At 48.4% G+C, this 15,411-nt stretch carries 15 protein-coding genes; 14 read left to right on the top strand and 1 reads right to left on the bottom strand.

All coding sequences use genetic code 11. From position 1 onward, the window contains the following. Positions 1-3 precede the first annotated feature (3 nt). From hemL to C7R91_RS19075, 3 genes are all read left to right on the top strand, one after another. The gene (hemL, locus tag C7R91_RS19085) at positions 4-1,293 is read left to right on the top strand and encodes a glutamate-1-semialdehyde 2,1-aminomutase (RefSeq protein ID WP_047072874.1); all 1,290 of its coding nucleotides are present in this window, start codon (positions 4-6) and stop codon (positions 1,291-1,293) included. A 125-nt stretch (positions 1,294-1,418) separates the two neighbouring features. Beyond that, on the top strand, positions 1,419-1,895 hold the full coding sequence (locus tag C7R91_RS19080; RefSeq protein WP_047072871.1) for a GyrI-like domain-containing protein: 477 nt from the start codon (positions 1,419-1,421) through the stop codon (positions 1,893-1,895). Between the two features lie 134 nt (positions 1,896-2,029). After that, the gene (locus C7R91_RS19075) at positions 2,030-2,839 is read left to right on the top strand and encodes a hypothetical protein (protein WP_236697947.1); all 810 of its coding nucleotides are present in this window, start codon (positions 2,030-2,032) and stop codon (positions 2,837-2,839) included. Here C7R91_RS19075 and C7R91_RS19070 read toward each other — a convergent pair. Further along, entirely contained in the window at positions 2,836-3,516 is a 681-nt protein-coding gene (locus C7R91_RS19070; protein ID WP_047072868.1) for a hypothetical protein, read from the bottom strand. The two genes, C7R91_RS19075 and C7R91_RS19070, sit on opposite strands and share 4 nt — an antisense overlap. A 110-nt stretch (positions 3,517-3,626) precedes the next feature. Between C7R91_RS19070 and C7R91_RS19065 the strand changes: the two genes are divergently transcribed. From C7R91_RS19065 to C7R91_RS19015, 11 genes are all read left to right on the top strand, one after another. After that, entirely contained in the window at positions 3,627-4,418 is a 792-nt protein-coding gene (locus tag C7R91_RS19065; RefSeq protein ID WP_047072866.1) for an alpha/beta fold hydrolase, read from the top strand. A gap of 88 nt (positions 4,419-4,506) precedes the next feature. Further along, positions 4,507-6,384 (top strand): bifunctional metallophosphatase/5'-nucleotidase, encoded by a 1,878-nt coding sequence (locus C7R91_RS19060; protein ID WP_047072865.1) that lies wholly within the window; start codon positions 4,507-4,509, stop codon positions 6,382-6,384. A 107-nt stretch (positions 6,385-6,491) separates the two neighbouring features. Next, positions 6,492-6,821, top strand: coding sequence for a PadR family transcriptional regulator (locus tag C7R91_RS19055; RefSeq protein ID WP_017247513.1), 330 nt, complete (start codon positions 6,492-6,494; stop codon positions 6,819-6,821). Then, positions 6,808-7,359 carry an HAAS signaling domain-containing protein gene (locus tag C7R91_RS19050; RefSeq protein WP_047072861.1) on the top strand — a complete coding sequence of 184 codons (552 nt, stop codon included), beginning with the start codon at positions 6,808-6,810 and terminating at the stop codon, positions 7,357-7,359. Before C7R91_RS19055 ends, C7R91_RS19050 begins: the two co-directional genes overlap by 14 nt. A 1-nt stretch (position 7,360) precedes the next feature. Then, positions 7,361-8,209 carry a DUF4097 family beta strand repeat-containing protein gene (locus C7R91_RS19045; protein ID WP_047072858.1) on the top strand — a complete coding sequence of 283 codons (849 nt, stop codon included), beginning with the start codon at positions 7,361-7,363 and terminating at the stop codon, positions 8,207-8,209. A 138-nt stretch (positions 8,210-8,347) separates the two neighbouring features. Continuing rightward, positions 8,348-9,385 (top strand): uroporphyrinogen decarboxylase, encoded by a 1,038-nt coding sequence (hemE, locus tag C7R91_RS19040; protein ID WP_047072857.1) that lies wholly within the window; start codon positions 8,348-8,350, stop codon positions 9,383-9,385. A 17-nt stretch (positions 9,386-9,402) separates the two neighbouring features. Then, positions 9,403-10,335 (top strand): ferrochelatase, encoded by a 933-nt coding sequence (gene hemH, locus C7R91_RS19035; protein ID WP_047072855.1) that lies wholly within the window; start codon positions 9,403-9,405, stop codon positions 10,333-10,335. 12 nt (positions 10,336-10,347) lie between these two features. Beyond that, complete coding sequence (hemY, locus tag C7R91_RS19030) at positions 10,348-11,757, top strand: protoporphyrinogen oxidase (protein WP_047072853.1); 1,410 nt, start codon at positions 10,348-10,350, stop codon at positions 11,755-11,757. 94 nt (positions 11,758-11,851) lie between these two features. Further along, entirely contained in the window at positions 11,852-13,381 is a 1,530-nt protein-coding gene (locus C7R91_RS19025; protein ID WP_047072851.1) for a LysM peptidoglycan-binding domain-containing protein, read from the top strand. Between the two features lie 14 nt (positions 13,382-13,395). After that, positions 13,396-14,394, top strand: a complete 999-nt coding sequence (locus C7R91_RS19020; protein WP_047072848.1) for a YutH/CotS family kinase-like spore coat protein — start codon at positions 13,396-13,398, stop codon at positions 14,392-14,394. Further along, positions 14,381-15,376 carry a YutH/CotS family kinase-like spore coat protein gene (locus tag C7R91_RS19015; RefSeq protein WP_047072846.1) on the top strand — a complete coding sequence of 332 codons (996 nt, stop codon included), beginning with the start codon at positions 14,381-14,383 and terminating at the stop codon, positions 15,374-15,376. Before C7R91_RS19020 ends, C7R91_RS19015 begins: the two co-directional genes overlap by 14 nt. The last annotated feature ends 35 nt before the right edge of the window (positions 15,377-15,411 follow it).

Below are 15,411 nucleotides of genomic sequence, written 5' to 3'. Positions count from 1 at the left end.
GAGATGAATAGAGAAAAATCTACTCAGTTATTTGCAGAAGCACAGCATTACATACCAGGCGGAGTAAACAGTCCGGTACGTGCCTTTAAGAGCGTTGGAGGCAATCCTGTTTACATCGCAAAAGGAGAAGGCTCCCGCATTTTTGATGTGGATGGAAACAGCTATATTGACTACATCGGCTCGTGGGGTCCATTGATCTTGGGTCATGCGCATCCGCGTGTCCTTGCAGCAATTACGGAAGTGGCTACGCTTGGAACGAGCTTCGGCGCACCGACTGAGCGGGAAACAGAAATGGCAAAGCTCGTTTGTGAGATCGTGCCATCTGTAGAAGTCGTGCGCATGGTGAACTCCGGTACAGAGGCGACGATGAGCGCTCTGCGCCTCGCGCGTGGCTATACCAGACGCAACAAAATCATGAAGTTCGAAGGCTGCTACCATGGACATGCTGACAGCCTGTTGATCAAAGCAGGCTCCGGAGTGGCTACACTAGGACTTCCAGACAGCCCAGGCGTACCTGAAGGAACAGCACACAACACGATAACGGTTCCTTACAATGATCTGGAAAGCGTCAAACTGGCATTTGAAGCGTTTGGCGATGATCTGGCAGCAGTTATTGTGGAGCCAATCGGCGGCAATATGGGAGTCGTTCCTCCACAGCCAGGCTTCCTCGAAGGACTGCGTAAAATTACGGAGAAGCATGGGACACTGCTGATTTTCGATGAAGTCATGACTGGCTTCCGTGTAGCATTGGGCGGCGCACAAGAGCTGTACGGCATTACTCCGGATTTGACAACGATGGGGAAAGTCATCGGCGGTGGCTTGCCAGTAGGTGCATACGGCGGCAAACGGGAGATCATGCAGCAAGTGGCTCCGGCAGGACCAATCTATCAGGCAGGTACGCTGTCAGGAAATCCTTTGGCGATGGCTGCTGGCTTGACTACCTTGCAAGAGCTCAGCAAACCAGGCGCGTACGAGCGCTTGGAGAAGATGTCTGCTCGTTTGGCTGAAGGCTTGGCTGACAATGCCAAGAAGCTGGGCATTCCGCACACGCTCAATCGCGTAGGCTCCATGGTTTGTCTGTTTTTCACAGAGACGCCAGTTATCAACTACGAAACAGCGAAAACATCCGACCTGGAGCGTTTCTCAGCGTACTTTAGCTATCTGCTGGAGGAAGGCATCATGATCCCGCCTTCCCAGTTTGAGGGTATGTTCGTTTCCCTGGCTCATACTGATGAAGATATCGAACGGACGATTGAAGCAAGCTACAAAGCGGTGAAAAAAGCGTTTGAATAAAAGCAACGAAAAGGAGAAAGCACTTCCTGTCTTATTTGGCGGGAGGTGCTTTTTTTTGATTCTTGCAGGATTTTTCCACCTCCTGTCAAAATACGAGGGAAAATGCAGATGAATGAGGTGGAGAGATGGAAGGGACGATTGTTCACGTACCGCAAAAACATCTGATTGGGCTTAGCTTCTCCGGTTCTTTTCCGATGCTTGTCGAATACATGCCCAAACTTTGGGAGACTTTTTTGAAGCGTCAGGATGAGATTCCTCTCGTGATTTCACCAGATGTTCGTTACGACATCAGCGCCGAGAATCGGACGTACCAAATGTATACCGAGTACATTGTGGTAGAGGTAGAGCGTTTTGAGCATATTCCTGAGGGCATGGTGGGTTTCACCATTCCAGCGAAGACATATGCCCGCTTTACCCACACAGGTCCAATAGAACAGGTCCAAAACACGTATCACAGTTTGTTTGGTTGGCTCAACGGAAGCGACCATCAGGTAGATGAGCATGCTCTTCGAATGGAGCGCTACGATCAACGGTACGTTCCTTCTGTGCATGAGTCTGCTTGGGTCGAGAACGCGTACGAAATTTTAATCCCGCTTCGGTAAAGGAACAGCGAAGCAGCACCTCTAAACGGCCAACACCTTTTAAACCCAAATGCGGGAGGTGTTGGCTGTTTGGTTTCACCAATTGGAATCCAGACTCGTATACTGTAAAAAACAGGACAGGGGTGACAAGTGTGGTGAAATTGAAATGGCGTTATCGAAAGCACTTGCGCAAGCGTTACGGTCGGTTGATTTGGATTGTTCGCAAACGGAAAAATCGGAAAGGATACTTTAAATCGAATGTCCGGGCACATCATCGCAAGAGTTATCGCATTCTAGTCGCGAACGAATACATCGCTGCATACTTGGCCAAAAAACTCGGGTTACCCGTTGCAAAAGTATTACAGGCTCGTGTTAGAGGACCACGAGGGTATATTAAGCGCGGTCTTGTCTCTGTCAAAGCCAATGCCAGGAAGGTTATTCCTTGGAAAAAGGCGAAGTCTTACGTAAAGAAAAAACCGCAAAAGTATATCAAGAATGCCAAAAAATTAGCACGTTTGGTGGCTTTCGATGCATGGATTCTTAACCCAGACCGTTCGAATCGCAACTTGATTCTCTACCGAAGAAAATCATGGAAGAAATACAAATGGTATGGCATCGATCACGGCATATCATTGTTTGGCAATCCTGATAAATGGAATCTTCGCAAAGCAAAGAAAAAGTTCTCCTGTAAAAAAGCATACAAATTTTGCTTGCATACCGGAGACAAAAAGAAGCAACGAATTCCCTACGGATTGAAGCGGTTCACGCGGGAAAACCGAAAACAGCTTGACAAGATGGTGAAAAAAATCCAATCTTTGCCTACTTCAGAAATCAAAAAAGCGATCAAACGGGTACCGAAAGGGTGTTTGAAAAAGTCCGAAAAAAAATTCATCCAAAAAGTGTTGCAATGCAGACGCAAGCAAATGAAAAAAGCGTTAAAGCGGGTATCGAAGCGTTTTGCTTAAATGTCCAGCGACTTGTCCAAAAAACAACCCAGTTCATCCATGATAGACTGTAAGACTTGTAAGGAAAGGTCAACCTGCAGACCGATGTCTAGGGAGTGCTTTGCGTTTTGTGGCAGATACTGATGAATATTTGGTTTGGAAGTAATGATTCTTTCGAGAGTAGGCTGATGGTAGTGGGGATCGGCAGTTCCTGAGACGAGAAAGACATTTTGCTCCAGCGCAAGCAAGTCTGCCACGACCAAATCCTCCCTCAGCAACGGAGTCAACAGGATCGCAGACGAACGGGAAAAATGAGGTTCCTTGAGCAAAGAGCATACAATGGGAACCGTTCCGAGTGATTTCCCGAGAAAGAAAACACGTTCATACTCCTGCTGATCTAGTACTTGGGAGACAGCCGTTTGCATATCCTCGCTGATCCAAGCGCTGCGTTTTGCGAATGAGCTGGTTTCGAAATCGGGAATGTCTTTTCCATACACAGCGTGCACATGGACGAGATCGATCTGTTTGCTCAAAAAAAGCATGGTAGAATAATACAGATAAGGCCTGTCGAACGAATAGCTGGCTCCGGGAAAGAAAAAACAGACGGAGCGAGATGGCGTCTGATTTGCCTGAATGTGCGTGTACGTCATTTCTCTGCCGTCTTTGACGATCACGGAACCTGTTTTTGGGTATACCATCTACTAGCTGCACCTCTTTCATGTTTTTGGAACAAGGGTTATTTTCCAATCCTACGGGTCGTAGCGCTTCTTGACAAGAAATTTAACAAACAATAAAGGAGTATGATTCGATGAAAAAGGAAGTCCAACTAAGTAACGGCATCAAAATAGCCTATGTAGAAGAAGGAGCGGGGGAATCGCTTGTTTTGATCCACGGTTTTTGCGGGAGTTCAGCTTACTGGCATAAGCTAGTGCCGCTCCTGTCTAAAACGCATCATGTCATTGCAATCGATTTGCGTGGTCATGGCAACAGCTCGGCGCCTGATGAACCGTATTCGATCGAGCGCTTTGCAGACGATCTGGCTTTGCTTGTAGATGAGCTGGGTTTAGCGAAGATTCATCTGTTTGGACATTCGCTCGGTGGGTATGTGACCCTGGCGTTTGCAAATCAATACGCGGACAAGCTGGCGAGCTTTGGCTTGGTCCATTCGACGCCATATCCGGATGACGACGCTGCCAAAGCCAATCGCGATAAAGGCGCAGACAACATCCGCCAAAATGGAATGGAGCCGTTTATCAAAGCCCTCGTACCGAAGCTGTTCGCACCTTCCCATATCGACACGTTGAGAGAAGAAGTCCAGCTAGCAAAAGAGATCGGTTTTGCGACGAGCCCGGTTGGAGCCATCCAAACATTAATCGCCATGCGTGATCGAGCAGATCGCAATCATGTGCTGCAAGAAACGACCTTGCCTGTGCTATTAGTCGCAGGATCAGAGGACCAGATCATTCCTTCTGAAAAAACTTTTACAGTAGATAAAAATAACGTCGAGCAAGTGCTGTTGCCTGATGTTGGGCATATGGGCATGGTAGAGGCACCAGAGAAAATGGCAGAGGCCTTCAAGAGCTTTCTAAACAGAAAGTAAACAATAATCACACCATAGTCCTAGCAAATTTTGCTATAATGAAAACGTTATCCTATTTATTTATACATAGACGAGAGGGGAAATACACATGAAAAAGGCACGTCGAATTACGATGACAGCATTTGCATCCATCGTTTTTGCATCGCTGATGTCTTCCTCAGCTTTTGCAGCACCCTTGCATCCCGTACAGCACGTTGACTGGATGGTGAAAAAGGCAATTGTATCAGCGGGTCAAAATGGCGATCTTGCTTTGGATCGAGCTGTGACTCTCGCAGAAGCTACTGTTGTTTTCTCCAAATTGAAAGAGGCAAAAGTGGGAGCTGCCGCTAAAGGTGCTCATTGGTCTACTCCTTACTTCGAATGGGCAAAGAGCCAAGGTGCTCTCACACAAGACGACTATAAAAACCCTGCGCAAGCGGTAACATCTGCCAAGCTTACACAAATGGCTGACAAACTTGGCTACAAAGTGAAGCTCGACAACAAGGCGACTGTAACGCGCGGTGAATTTTTCCAAGCATTGGGTGATGCGGCTACCACACATGTAACGATTGCCCATACCAACGATACACACGGTCATATTCAAGAAGACAAGAACCAGAAAGAATTCGGTTTTGCCAAAATCGCAACCTTGCTCAAGGAATGGCGTGCAGAGAACGAAAACTTCTTGCTCTTGGACGCTGGTGATACCTTCCAAGGTACCGTTTTCGTGAACCAATTCAAAGGCGAATCTGTTGTTCCGATCCTCAACAGCCTCGACTACAACGTAATGGCTGCAGGTAACCACGAGTTTGACTTCGGTTATGAGCAATTGCTCAAGCTGCGTGACATGCTCGAGCATCCAGTCATCTCTGCTAACGTGTTCAAGGCAGATGGAAAAGAATTGCTGCCACCTGTTTTCAAAGCAGAGATTGGCGGGAAGAAATTCGCCTTTGTCGGTTTCGTAGCGGAAGACACACCTGTATTGACTCACCCTGACAACGTAAAAGGACTGACATTCAAAAACCCGGTAGAAGTGGCAAAATTACTTGTACCTGAGCTGAAAAAAGAAGTAGATCACGTGATTGTTGTTTCCCATATCGGAGTGAACGTAGACCGTGAAATCGCGAAAAACGTTCCTGGCATTGACCTGATTGTTGGCGGTCACTCCCATACTCCGCTGAAAGCACCTGAACTCGTAAACGGCACGTACATCGTACAAGACTGGGAGTACGGCAAGTCTCTCGGACGCGCTGACCTCTACTACCTCGGCAAAGAACTGGTAGCATTCAGCGGCGGTTTGAAAGAGTACGATGAAGCGGTTGTGGCTGATCCAGAAGTAGACAAGATGGTAAAAGAAATCGTGAGCAAGATCGATACGGTAATGAATGTTGTCATTGCGAAATCCGAAGTGCCACTCGATGGCGACCGTGCACTGGTCCGTACGAAGGAAACAAACGTAGGTAACCTGATCACAGATATCATGCTGGAGCGCACGCAGTCCATCAAAGGCTATGAGGCAGATGTAGCACTGGCGAACGGCGGTGGAATCCGTACACAGCTGCCAGCAGGCGATATCACGAAAAAAGGTCTGTACACGCTCCTGCCATTCGAGAACAATACACTGGCGGTCGTAGAAGTAACAGGCGAAGAGTTGAAGAAAGCCCTCGAAAACGGCGTGAGCAAGGTAGAAGAGGGAGCAGGACGCTTCCCGCAAGTAAGCGGCATGAGCTTCACGTACAACCCATCCAAGCCCGCTGGCGAGCGCGTAGTAGAAGTAAAAGTTGGCGACAAGCCGCTTGACCTGACCAAAACGTATAAATTGGCAACGATCGACTTCCTGGCAGCAGGTGGAGATGGTTACGAATCGTTGAAAAAGCCATTCTTCAACACAGGCTTGTCCATGTACAGCATTGTGGAGGAAGGCCTGATCAAGCGTAAAACGGTCAATCCAAAAGTAGAAAACCGCATTGTTGAAGTAAAAAAATAAGGTTTGACCGGACAGGGGTGGAGAAAAACCTCCCTGTCCATCTTTTATTATGAAGTACCTTGCAATATATAGTAGCCCTTTGGTAAGCTTTGACATGGGTGATGTTGATGAACGTACAGTTTAAAAAAGGGGTTCTGGAGCTGTGTGTTCTCGTCTTGACAGCTAAGCAGGACAGATACGGCTACGAACTGGTTGCAAGCATCTCAGAAAAATTCCATATCTCTGAAGGAACGGTTTACCCCTTGCTTCGCCGTTTGACTCAGGAAGGATTTTTTACGACCTATTTGGCGGAATCACAAGAGGGACCCCCACGGAAATATTACCAGCTGACAAATCGCGGCCGTCAATACATGAATGACCTCGTTTTGGAGTGGCGAATATTTAACCGCGGGGTAAATGAGATCATAGAGGAGGGACTCGGATATGACAAGGCGTGAGTTTATGGATGAGTTAAATGCTTTGCTTAGCGCTTTGCCCGATAAAGAACGCTTAGACATCCTTGCCGATTATACAGAGCATTTTCTCTTGGGAATGAAACAAGGAAAGACGGAGCACGAAATTGCGGAAGGATTGGGAAGTCCGAAGCTAGTGGCACGCGAGCTTTTGGCTGGCTACCGAATTGATCAGGCACAGTCCAACGCATCGGTAGGGAATATGACGAGAGCGATTGTCGCGACGATCAGCTTGGGATTTTTCAATCTCGTCTTCGTTTTGGGGCCATTTTTAGGCCTGATCGGCATATTGATGGGGTTGTATGCGATGACTGCTGCGCTATTGGTCGCGCCAGTAGGAATATTTTTGGATTACGGGATTCCTGCCCCCTCTCAAGAGCGACTTTTCTTGTTGTTCTCCAGTATGGTTTCCGTAGGATTGGGCGGAATGTTTGCCATCGGCTTGCTGCGATTGACGAAATGGCTGTATCGCCAGTTCTTGCGTTATCTCCAGTTCAACGTGAAGATGATCAGGGGGAAATGAGATGCGAAATTTGGGAAAAAGACTCTTTGGCATAAGTCTTCTTTTATTCATCATCGGTATATGTGGAATCATCTGGCTCTTTACGAAGCAAGAAAATTTCTCCTTTTCGTTAAAACAAGTCAATGAAGAGCGGGTGATCGAACAAGAGGTAAAAGCGATTGAGTTGCTGACGGAAGCGGCTGATGTGGAAATCATGGCAAGCAAGCAACCAAAAGCGAGCGTACGGATGGTCGGGGAAGTATCCGAACAACAGCAGGAGCGACTGGACTTTCGGAGTTTAGTCTCACCAGATGGTACGCTGCTCGTAGAACTTCGTGAACGCCCTCATGTTAATATGTTTTATCCTCGAAACGGGAAGGTAAAGCTGGAGCTCTTCCTGCCAGAAAAAGTGTATGAGAGCGTCCAGCTTGAAACGATGACAGGGGATATCAAGAGTGGAATGCTGCGTGCAAAGAACACGAAAATCTCCACCGGCAATGGAGATGTGAACGTGTCGGGCTATGAAGGAGAAGCGCTTGACGTCCAGACAGCTACAGGTGATATCAATCTGGCGAATGTTCGCTCGGCCGTTGTAATCGAAAGCTCCACAGGCGAGATTGATAAACTGACAATGCCTGAGCTGACCCATGACGTTTCCATTCGAACGGATACGGGGGATATTCGAGTGACAGTAGCCAAGGAGCCTGCTGCGGCACAGCTGGAAGTTACGACAGATACAGGTTCCATCGAAACCAGCTGGTCTAACCTTACCTTTGAAAAGGACGAGGAATACAATGTGAAGGCATCGATTGGATCAGGTGGACCCAAAATGACTGTGCGGAGTTCTAGTGGAGACGTTCGCATTCAATAGGAGAATTTTGGAAACACTGATGGATAGGATTGGAAATGAGAGAAACGAAAAGATTTTGACACAAAAGAGACATTACTTGTCGAATGACGAATGGTATCATATTGAAGGAGACATAATTGTGCAAAGCGAGGTTTATTCATGACCGCAAAAACTTTTAACGATACGTTTTTGAAAGCATGTCGCGGTGAAGCGACAGAGCATGTTCCGGTCTGGTACATGCGTCAGGCAGGGCGTTATCAGCCAGAATACCGCGCCATCCGCGCGAAGCATAGCTTTTTTGAAATGAACTACATACCGGAAGTTTGCGCGGAAGTGACACGTCTGCCCGTTGAGCAATTGGGTGTTGACGCTGCAATCTTGTTTGCAGACATCATGACGCCACTAAAACCGATTGGCGTGGATGTGAATATCGAATCGGGGATCGGTCCTGTAATCGCAAACCCAATCGAATCCTTGAAGGATGTTGAGCGTCTGCTTGAGCTCGATCCGGAAACACATGTGCCGTACATTCTTGAGTCCATTAAAATTTTGCGTCAGCAATTATCTGTTCCATTGATCGGCTTTTCAGGTGCACCATTTACACTGGCTAGCTATTTGATCGAAGGCGGCCCTTCCAAGCACTATCATAAGACAAAAGCTTTCATGTATACTGAGCCAGCTGCTTGGCAGGCGCTGATGGAAAAACTGGGCGATATGACGATCACCTACCTCAAAGCGCAAATCAAAGCAGGCGCACAAGCTGTGCAAGTATTTGATTCGTGGGTTGGTGCATTGAATGACGAAGATTACCGCGAGTACATTACACCAGTCATGACGCGTATCTTCAACGCGCTAAAAGATACTGGCGTGCCAACGATCTATTTTGGTATCGGCGCTGGTCATCTTTTGATGGATTGGAACCGCTTGCCTGTTGATGTGGTTGGTCTGGACTGGCGTACTTCGATTACAACAGCTCGTGAAATGGGTGTGACGAAGACGCTGCAAGGCAATTTGGACCCAACGCTGCTATTGGCTCCTTGGGAGAAGCTCGAAGCGAAGGCGAAGGAAATTTTGGATGAAGGCACAAAACAGCCAGGCTTCATTTTCAATCTGGGACACGGCGTATTCCCTGACGCGAAAGTAGAAACACTGCAACAACTGACGAAGTTCATCCATAGTTACAAAAGGGACGTCTAATCAGGAGGGGCGCTTACATGTCAAAGCAGAAGATCGGACTCTTGTTAATGGCGTATGGAACGCCACGCAGTCCTGAACAGATTGAACCATATTATACGCACATTCGCCGTGGTCGTAAGCCACCGCAAGAACTGCTCGATGATTTGATGGCGCGTTACGAGGCTGTAGATGGATTGAATCGATTTGCAGACATTACGGATGAGCAGGTGGGCGCTCTCGAGCAGGAAATGAACAAACGCTACCCAGACCGTGAATTTGTAGGGTACCTTGGCTTGAAGCATATCGCTCCGTTTGTCGAAGACGCAGTAGAGCAAATGAAACGCGATGGAATTACGGAAGCGATCAGTCTTGTTCTGGCGCCTCATTATTCCAGCTACAGTGTTAAAGAATACAATGGACGAGCACAGGAGCATTCCGCGGCAATCGGCGGACCTGTCATCCACAGCATTGAGAGCTGGTATTTGGAACCAGGCTTCATCGGATATTGGGCAGATGCTATTCAAGCGACATTTGCTACGATGACGGATGAAGAGCGTGGACAAGCAGTCGTGATCTTCTCCGCTCACAGCCTGCCGGAAAAAATCTTGAAGTCTGGTGATCCGTACCCGATGCAACTGGAAGAGACCGCAAAGCTCATTGCCGAGCAAGCAGGGATCGCTTCCTATGCAATCGGATGGCAAAGCGCCGGAAATACACCTGATCCGTGGTTGGGACCAGATGTACAGGATTTGACCAGAGAGCTGTACGAAGAAAAAGGCTACCAAGCATTTGTTTACTGTCCTGTCGGATTTATTGCGGAGCATTTGGAAGTTCTGTTTGATAATGATGTGGAATGCAAAGCGGTTACAGATGAGCTAGGGGTACATTACTATCGTCCACCGATGCCTAACGCCAGACCTGCGTTCATTTCCTGTCTGGCTGATGCAGTCGGAAAGAAGCTGGCGAATTAGGGGATCGATCATATGAGCGATAATACCTATCATATTACGATTATAGGCGGCGGCATCACAGGGTTGGCCGCTGCTTTTTACTTACAAAAGGAAATCGAAGCAAAAGGCCTGCCCATCCGTTTTCAACTGCTTGAAGAGCAAGGACGACTTGGTGGGAAAATCAAGACATGGCGTCACGAAGGATTTGTAATTGAGCAAGGTCCCGATTCATTTCTCGAACGGAAAACAAGTGCGGCTGGGCTGGCAGTGGACTTGGGGCTTGCGAATGATCTCGTTCGCAACAGTACAGGCCAAGCTTATATTTGGCATCAGGATCGCCTGAAGGCTATACCAGAAGGGGCGGTCATGGGTGTACCGACAAAGGTCATGCCTTTTGTCACGACTGATCTCATTTCTTGGCCAGGCAAGCTTCGAGCCGCTCTGGATCTCGTTCTTCCTGCCTCAAAAGGAGACGGCGATATCTCTGTGGGTGACTTTTTCCGGCGTAGGCTAGGTAATGAAGTTATTGATAATCTTATAGCGCCCTTATTGTCCGGTGTCTACTCTGGGGATCTCGACAATCTCAGCTTGCTTGCGAGTTTTCCTCAATTCGCCCAAATGGAGAGACAACATCGCAGCCTGATTTTAGCGATGAAGCATTCTCGCCCGCAAGCCAAAACGCAAGGAAAGCCAAAAGGCATCTTCCTGACGTTGAAGAACGGCTTGCAGTCTTTTGTTGAGGCAATCGAGAAGAGCTTGCCTGAAGAAGTCATCTCGAAGAATACCGGTGTCAAAGAACTGGTGAAACGGCCAGACGGGAAGTACACCTTGGTATTGAAAAATGGAGAAACGATGGAGACGGATACGGTACTGTTTACCGTACCACATGCTGTTGCAGAGCCATTGTTCCGTCCTTATGTACAAGTTCCTACCCTGCCACAAGCGAAGCCGCATATGGTTGCAACCATCGCGATGGCTTTTCCAGAGTCAGCCATTGATTTAGGGATGGAAGGGACAGGATTTATTGTACCGCGGAATTCTGGCGCAAAAATTACCGCATGTACGTGGGCGCATCGAAAATGGCCGCATACGACGCCGAAAAACAAAGCCTTGCTGCGCAGCTTTGTAGGGAGAGCAGGAGAGCAATCCTTCATGGAGCAGACAGACGAGGAAATTCTGGAGGTTGTCCTCCGCGATCTGCGCAAGATTATGACGATTCGAGCAGAGCCGGATTTTTATAACGTATCACGCTTGCAAAATGCCATACCATATGTTGTCGGACATCAGGCTTGGGTGCAGGATGTGAACAATCAGCTAAAAGAAAAACTCCCTGGTGTAATCGTGGCAGGTGCGTCGTACAGTGGCGTAGGTGTACCAGATTGTATCGATCAGGGGAAAAAAGCAATAGCAGAATGGATTGCGTCTGTAAAACCGGGGAGATAGATACCCCCGGTTTTTCCTTTTTTTTCGGTGCTAAACGGCTCGTCCTGTCCATATAGTATAGGGAAATGTCCTGCACTTGAAAGGAGGAGCACGAATGGCATTACAGGATGGGCAACTCTCTTTTGCCATCAAGGAGACCATTTTCCTCTCATCCGATAGAGCTGGAATAGGTGAATTGCAAGAGCTGGAATTGGTTCCAGATGTGGAGGTGTTGGAAAACGATTCCTACATCTCGATCACGGGTTGCTTGCAATTAGTAGGGAAGTACGAGCCAATCAGGGAAGCCGCAGAAGCGACAGGCGGCGAAGGAGAATCTCTGGTTGAGGCCATGACTTTTACCCCCTTTCGCCAGGAAGCATCGGATCAAGCCTTTTATGGCTGGGAGGAACAGATCGGTCATCGCATTCCGTTAAACATTACCATTCCATTGGATCGGATTACCGAGATCGGAGACATCTACGCAATTGTGGACAGCTTTGACTACAAACTGGAATCACCACATCAAATGCTAATCGATGCGGATCTGAAGATTTTGGGAATCGTCCTTGGGGATAGAGCTGAAAAAGCGGAGCAGATTGAAACACAGGCTGCCAGTCCAGGCGAAGACGCATGGGAATACACCTTCGCTGCTGGGGATGATGGGCAAGAATTTACGGAACAGACGTCCCTCGATGACATCGATCAAAAGCTGACTGCACTGGAGGAGGAATTGGAGCGGCAGGCATTGCCAGCATCCTATGAATCAACCGAATCTCCTTCCATGTTCGACACTCCGGCTATTGCTCAATCCGATGAAGGTGAATACCACGAGCAATACGGTGATGTGCTGGAAGTGACACAGTCCCATCCTCCGGAGTCCTGGGAGACTGCTCCTATTTCGTATGACTTCGATTCCAAACAATCTTCTTCGTACGATTCTTCTGACTCCTATTCCGAGAAGACAGTATTGGCAGATGAGCAAGAGCAGATGAGGGAAATTGCCGAAAAAGAGCAAGGACTTGAGGAGCCTATACTGGCTATACACGATCAACAGGCAATCGCATACCAGCAAGTTTCCAATGAATCTACTGGTTCGTCTGTCGAAGCAGAGCTGCAGGAAGCAGAGCTGCAGGAAGCAGAGCTGCAGGAAGCAGTGCCGCAGGAAGCAGTGCAAGAAGCGGTGGAAGCCAGTGGTGTATCCGCGCCAGAACCTGAGCAAGAAGCAGAACTAGTCGTTGCACAAACAGAGGCTGCCGCGGAAGATGTAGAAGTGCGAGTGGCGATTTCAGGGAAACCCTCCCAGGAAGAAAAAAGCAGCGTGAACATTACTTCCATCTTCTCACAAGCGAGTCGTGCCAAACAGGAAGCGATGGCGCTGGAGGCGGAATCTTCATCTAGCTCTTCGCGACATGGGTCTGCGGCGAATGCAAGCCCTTCTACGATGGAGGCCATGCAAAACCTCACGTCGTTTGTTCGGAGAAAAGAAGAGCGTTCCAGTCAGCTGAAAATGTGCATTATTCAAAGAGATGAGACGTTAGAGCAAATTTCACAACGATACTCCTTGCCTGTTTCCAAAATTGTGGAAGTAAACCGATTAGCTTCCGACCAGCTTGTAGCAGGGCAGATTTTGTACATCCCACAATAGAGGAGTGGGGGACCGTGGATAAAATTGATCTCTCCGAGGTTTGCCAGCAATATCGGGCGCGCGTAATCCGAATTACGCCCCTTGATGATTGCTATTTACTGGAGACAAACCGGGGCCCCAAAGAACTCCACGTTTGGCCGCGTGTAGATGTGATGCGCTGGTCGTTTGCCTGGCGCGAACGACTGGCTCGTCAGGGGTTTCGAGAAGTGGAGCGGTTTATTCGGACGAGAGACACCAAGCCATTTTTGATCTTGGGTAAACGCGGCGTTACTATGACCGACCATCACCGACAATTCGAAGACTATCAGCCCGGCCAAGACATTGCGAGGCAATGTGGACGCGTGATCGCGATGATGCATCAGTCTCAGCAGGAAAGTCCTTTACTGTCCGGACGTGATTTGCTCAAACAGGAAATGCAGCAAGTAGAAGAAAAAGGAAGACGCGCCAAAGAGCTGGTCGAATCATTTCGAGCCAAATCTGGGCGGGATTCTAAGGAAAATCGTTGGGTATCGGAACTCATGACCCCTATGCTGCAAAGAATGGACCGTTCCGCTGCGATGCTTTCCCATGAGCGAATTACTCCGGAGGCTGTCGCTGTATCCCATCGGGACCTTTTGCGTGACAACTGGGGAATGATAAACGGGAAGCTGTACTTGAGAGGCTTTTTCAGGCCGGTGATTTCTGTCCAGCAACGCGACGTTGCCACCTTTTTGCGCGATCACTTTTTAACCCATAAGGATATGGAGCAGATTGACGCTTTTTTTGACGGCTATGAAGAGATCAAGCCACTCACCTATGGAAACTATTCGTTGATACTCGCCTTTATGGCTCGTCCTCGTGAAGTGTACAGGAGTATCGAATCGTACGTGAAACGCGTATCGCTGGATCAAGAAGCGTCGATCACTGGTATTGAGCACGCCTTGAAGAGCCAACAATCTGTTGACTTGCTGCTCCGGCATATTGCAGAGCGGGCCGAGCGTTCGAGGAGGGAGGGAGTCTATGAGTCGGTATGATGAGATTGCTCCTTTGTTCAAAGAGTATGACATGTATGCCCAGAGCATTGACGTTTTAAAGGAACCAAATGTATTTAAGGCGACGACTCCCTACGGCTCCTTCGTATGCAAACGAGCGCAAATACCTGCTCAACGTCTTATTTTTATCAGCGATATGCTGCGTCAATTGCAGCACCGCGGATGGGATGGGGCCGTTCCTTTTACGTACACGAAATACGATGATCCGTTTGTTCAACAGGGTAGCACTGCCTTTTACGTAACCCCCTGGCAGCCAGGAAGCGAGGAGTGGGCCGAACAGCCCTTGTCTTGGGCGCCCCCTGCCTTGGAGCGTTTGGCGGAGCTTCATCAACTGACACAAAACTATCGCTACGATGATCCGAGACAGGTAGAGCCACTTGTCGACTCCTTGCTTAACCGTTGGCAATATTGGCAAGACCAAATGAATAAGGCGGCAACCCTTGCCCAGGAACGCAAATATCCTTCCCCTTTTGATCTGGTGTTTTTGGCAAACAAGGAGTTTATTGAGGAAATGGCCCAAACAGCGACAGACTTGTTGACCGATTGGCGAGAACGCCATGAGACACATGCTCATTTTCGCTTATCGCTGATCCATGGTAACCCGAATCCAGAACATGTTGTGCCAGATCGATCGGGAAAAGGACGGCTGCTTAATTTTGATCGTGCCAGCTTTGATACACCAGTGCGTGATTTAACACTATTTTATCGTACTTATTTTCAAATGGCGGGGGATGAGGCAGGGGCTTCGCAACTATTTCATCGCTACGCCGAGATATTTCCGCTGCAACCGGAAGAAATTGAACTGATGGCTTCGTTTCTGTCCTACCCGGAGAGGATCATGCGGGACTTGGATATTTATTATCATCATCCCCGCGAGTGGAGCGAGTTTTACGCTGTCCAACGTTTTGAAAAAGATATGGACCGCCTGATGCGCCTGCATCGTTGGGTCCAGCAAGCCTTTTAACGAGCAACGTCTCACCGCGTGGGGCGTTGTTTTTC

Origin of the sequence: Brevibacillus formosus, assembly GCF_003013405.1 — a bacterium.
In the GTDB taxonomy this organism is placed as follows: domain Bacteria; phylum Bacillota; class Bacilli; order Brevibacillales; family Brevibacillaceae; genus Brevibacillus; species Brevibacillus formosus.
The sequence above is the reverse complement of the archived record's forward strand: the minus strand, read 5'-3'. Positions and strand labels throughout refer to the sequence as shown.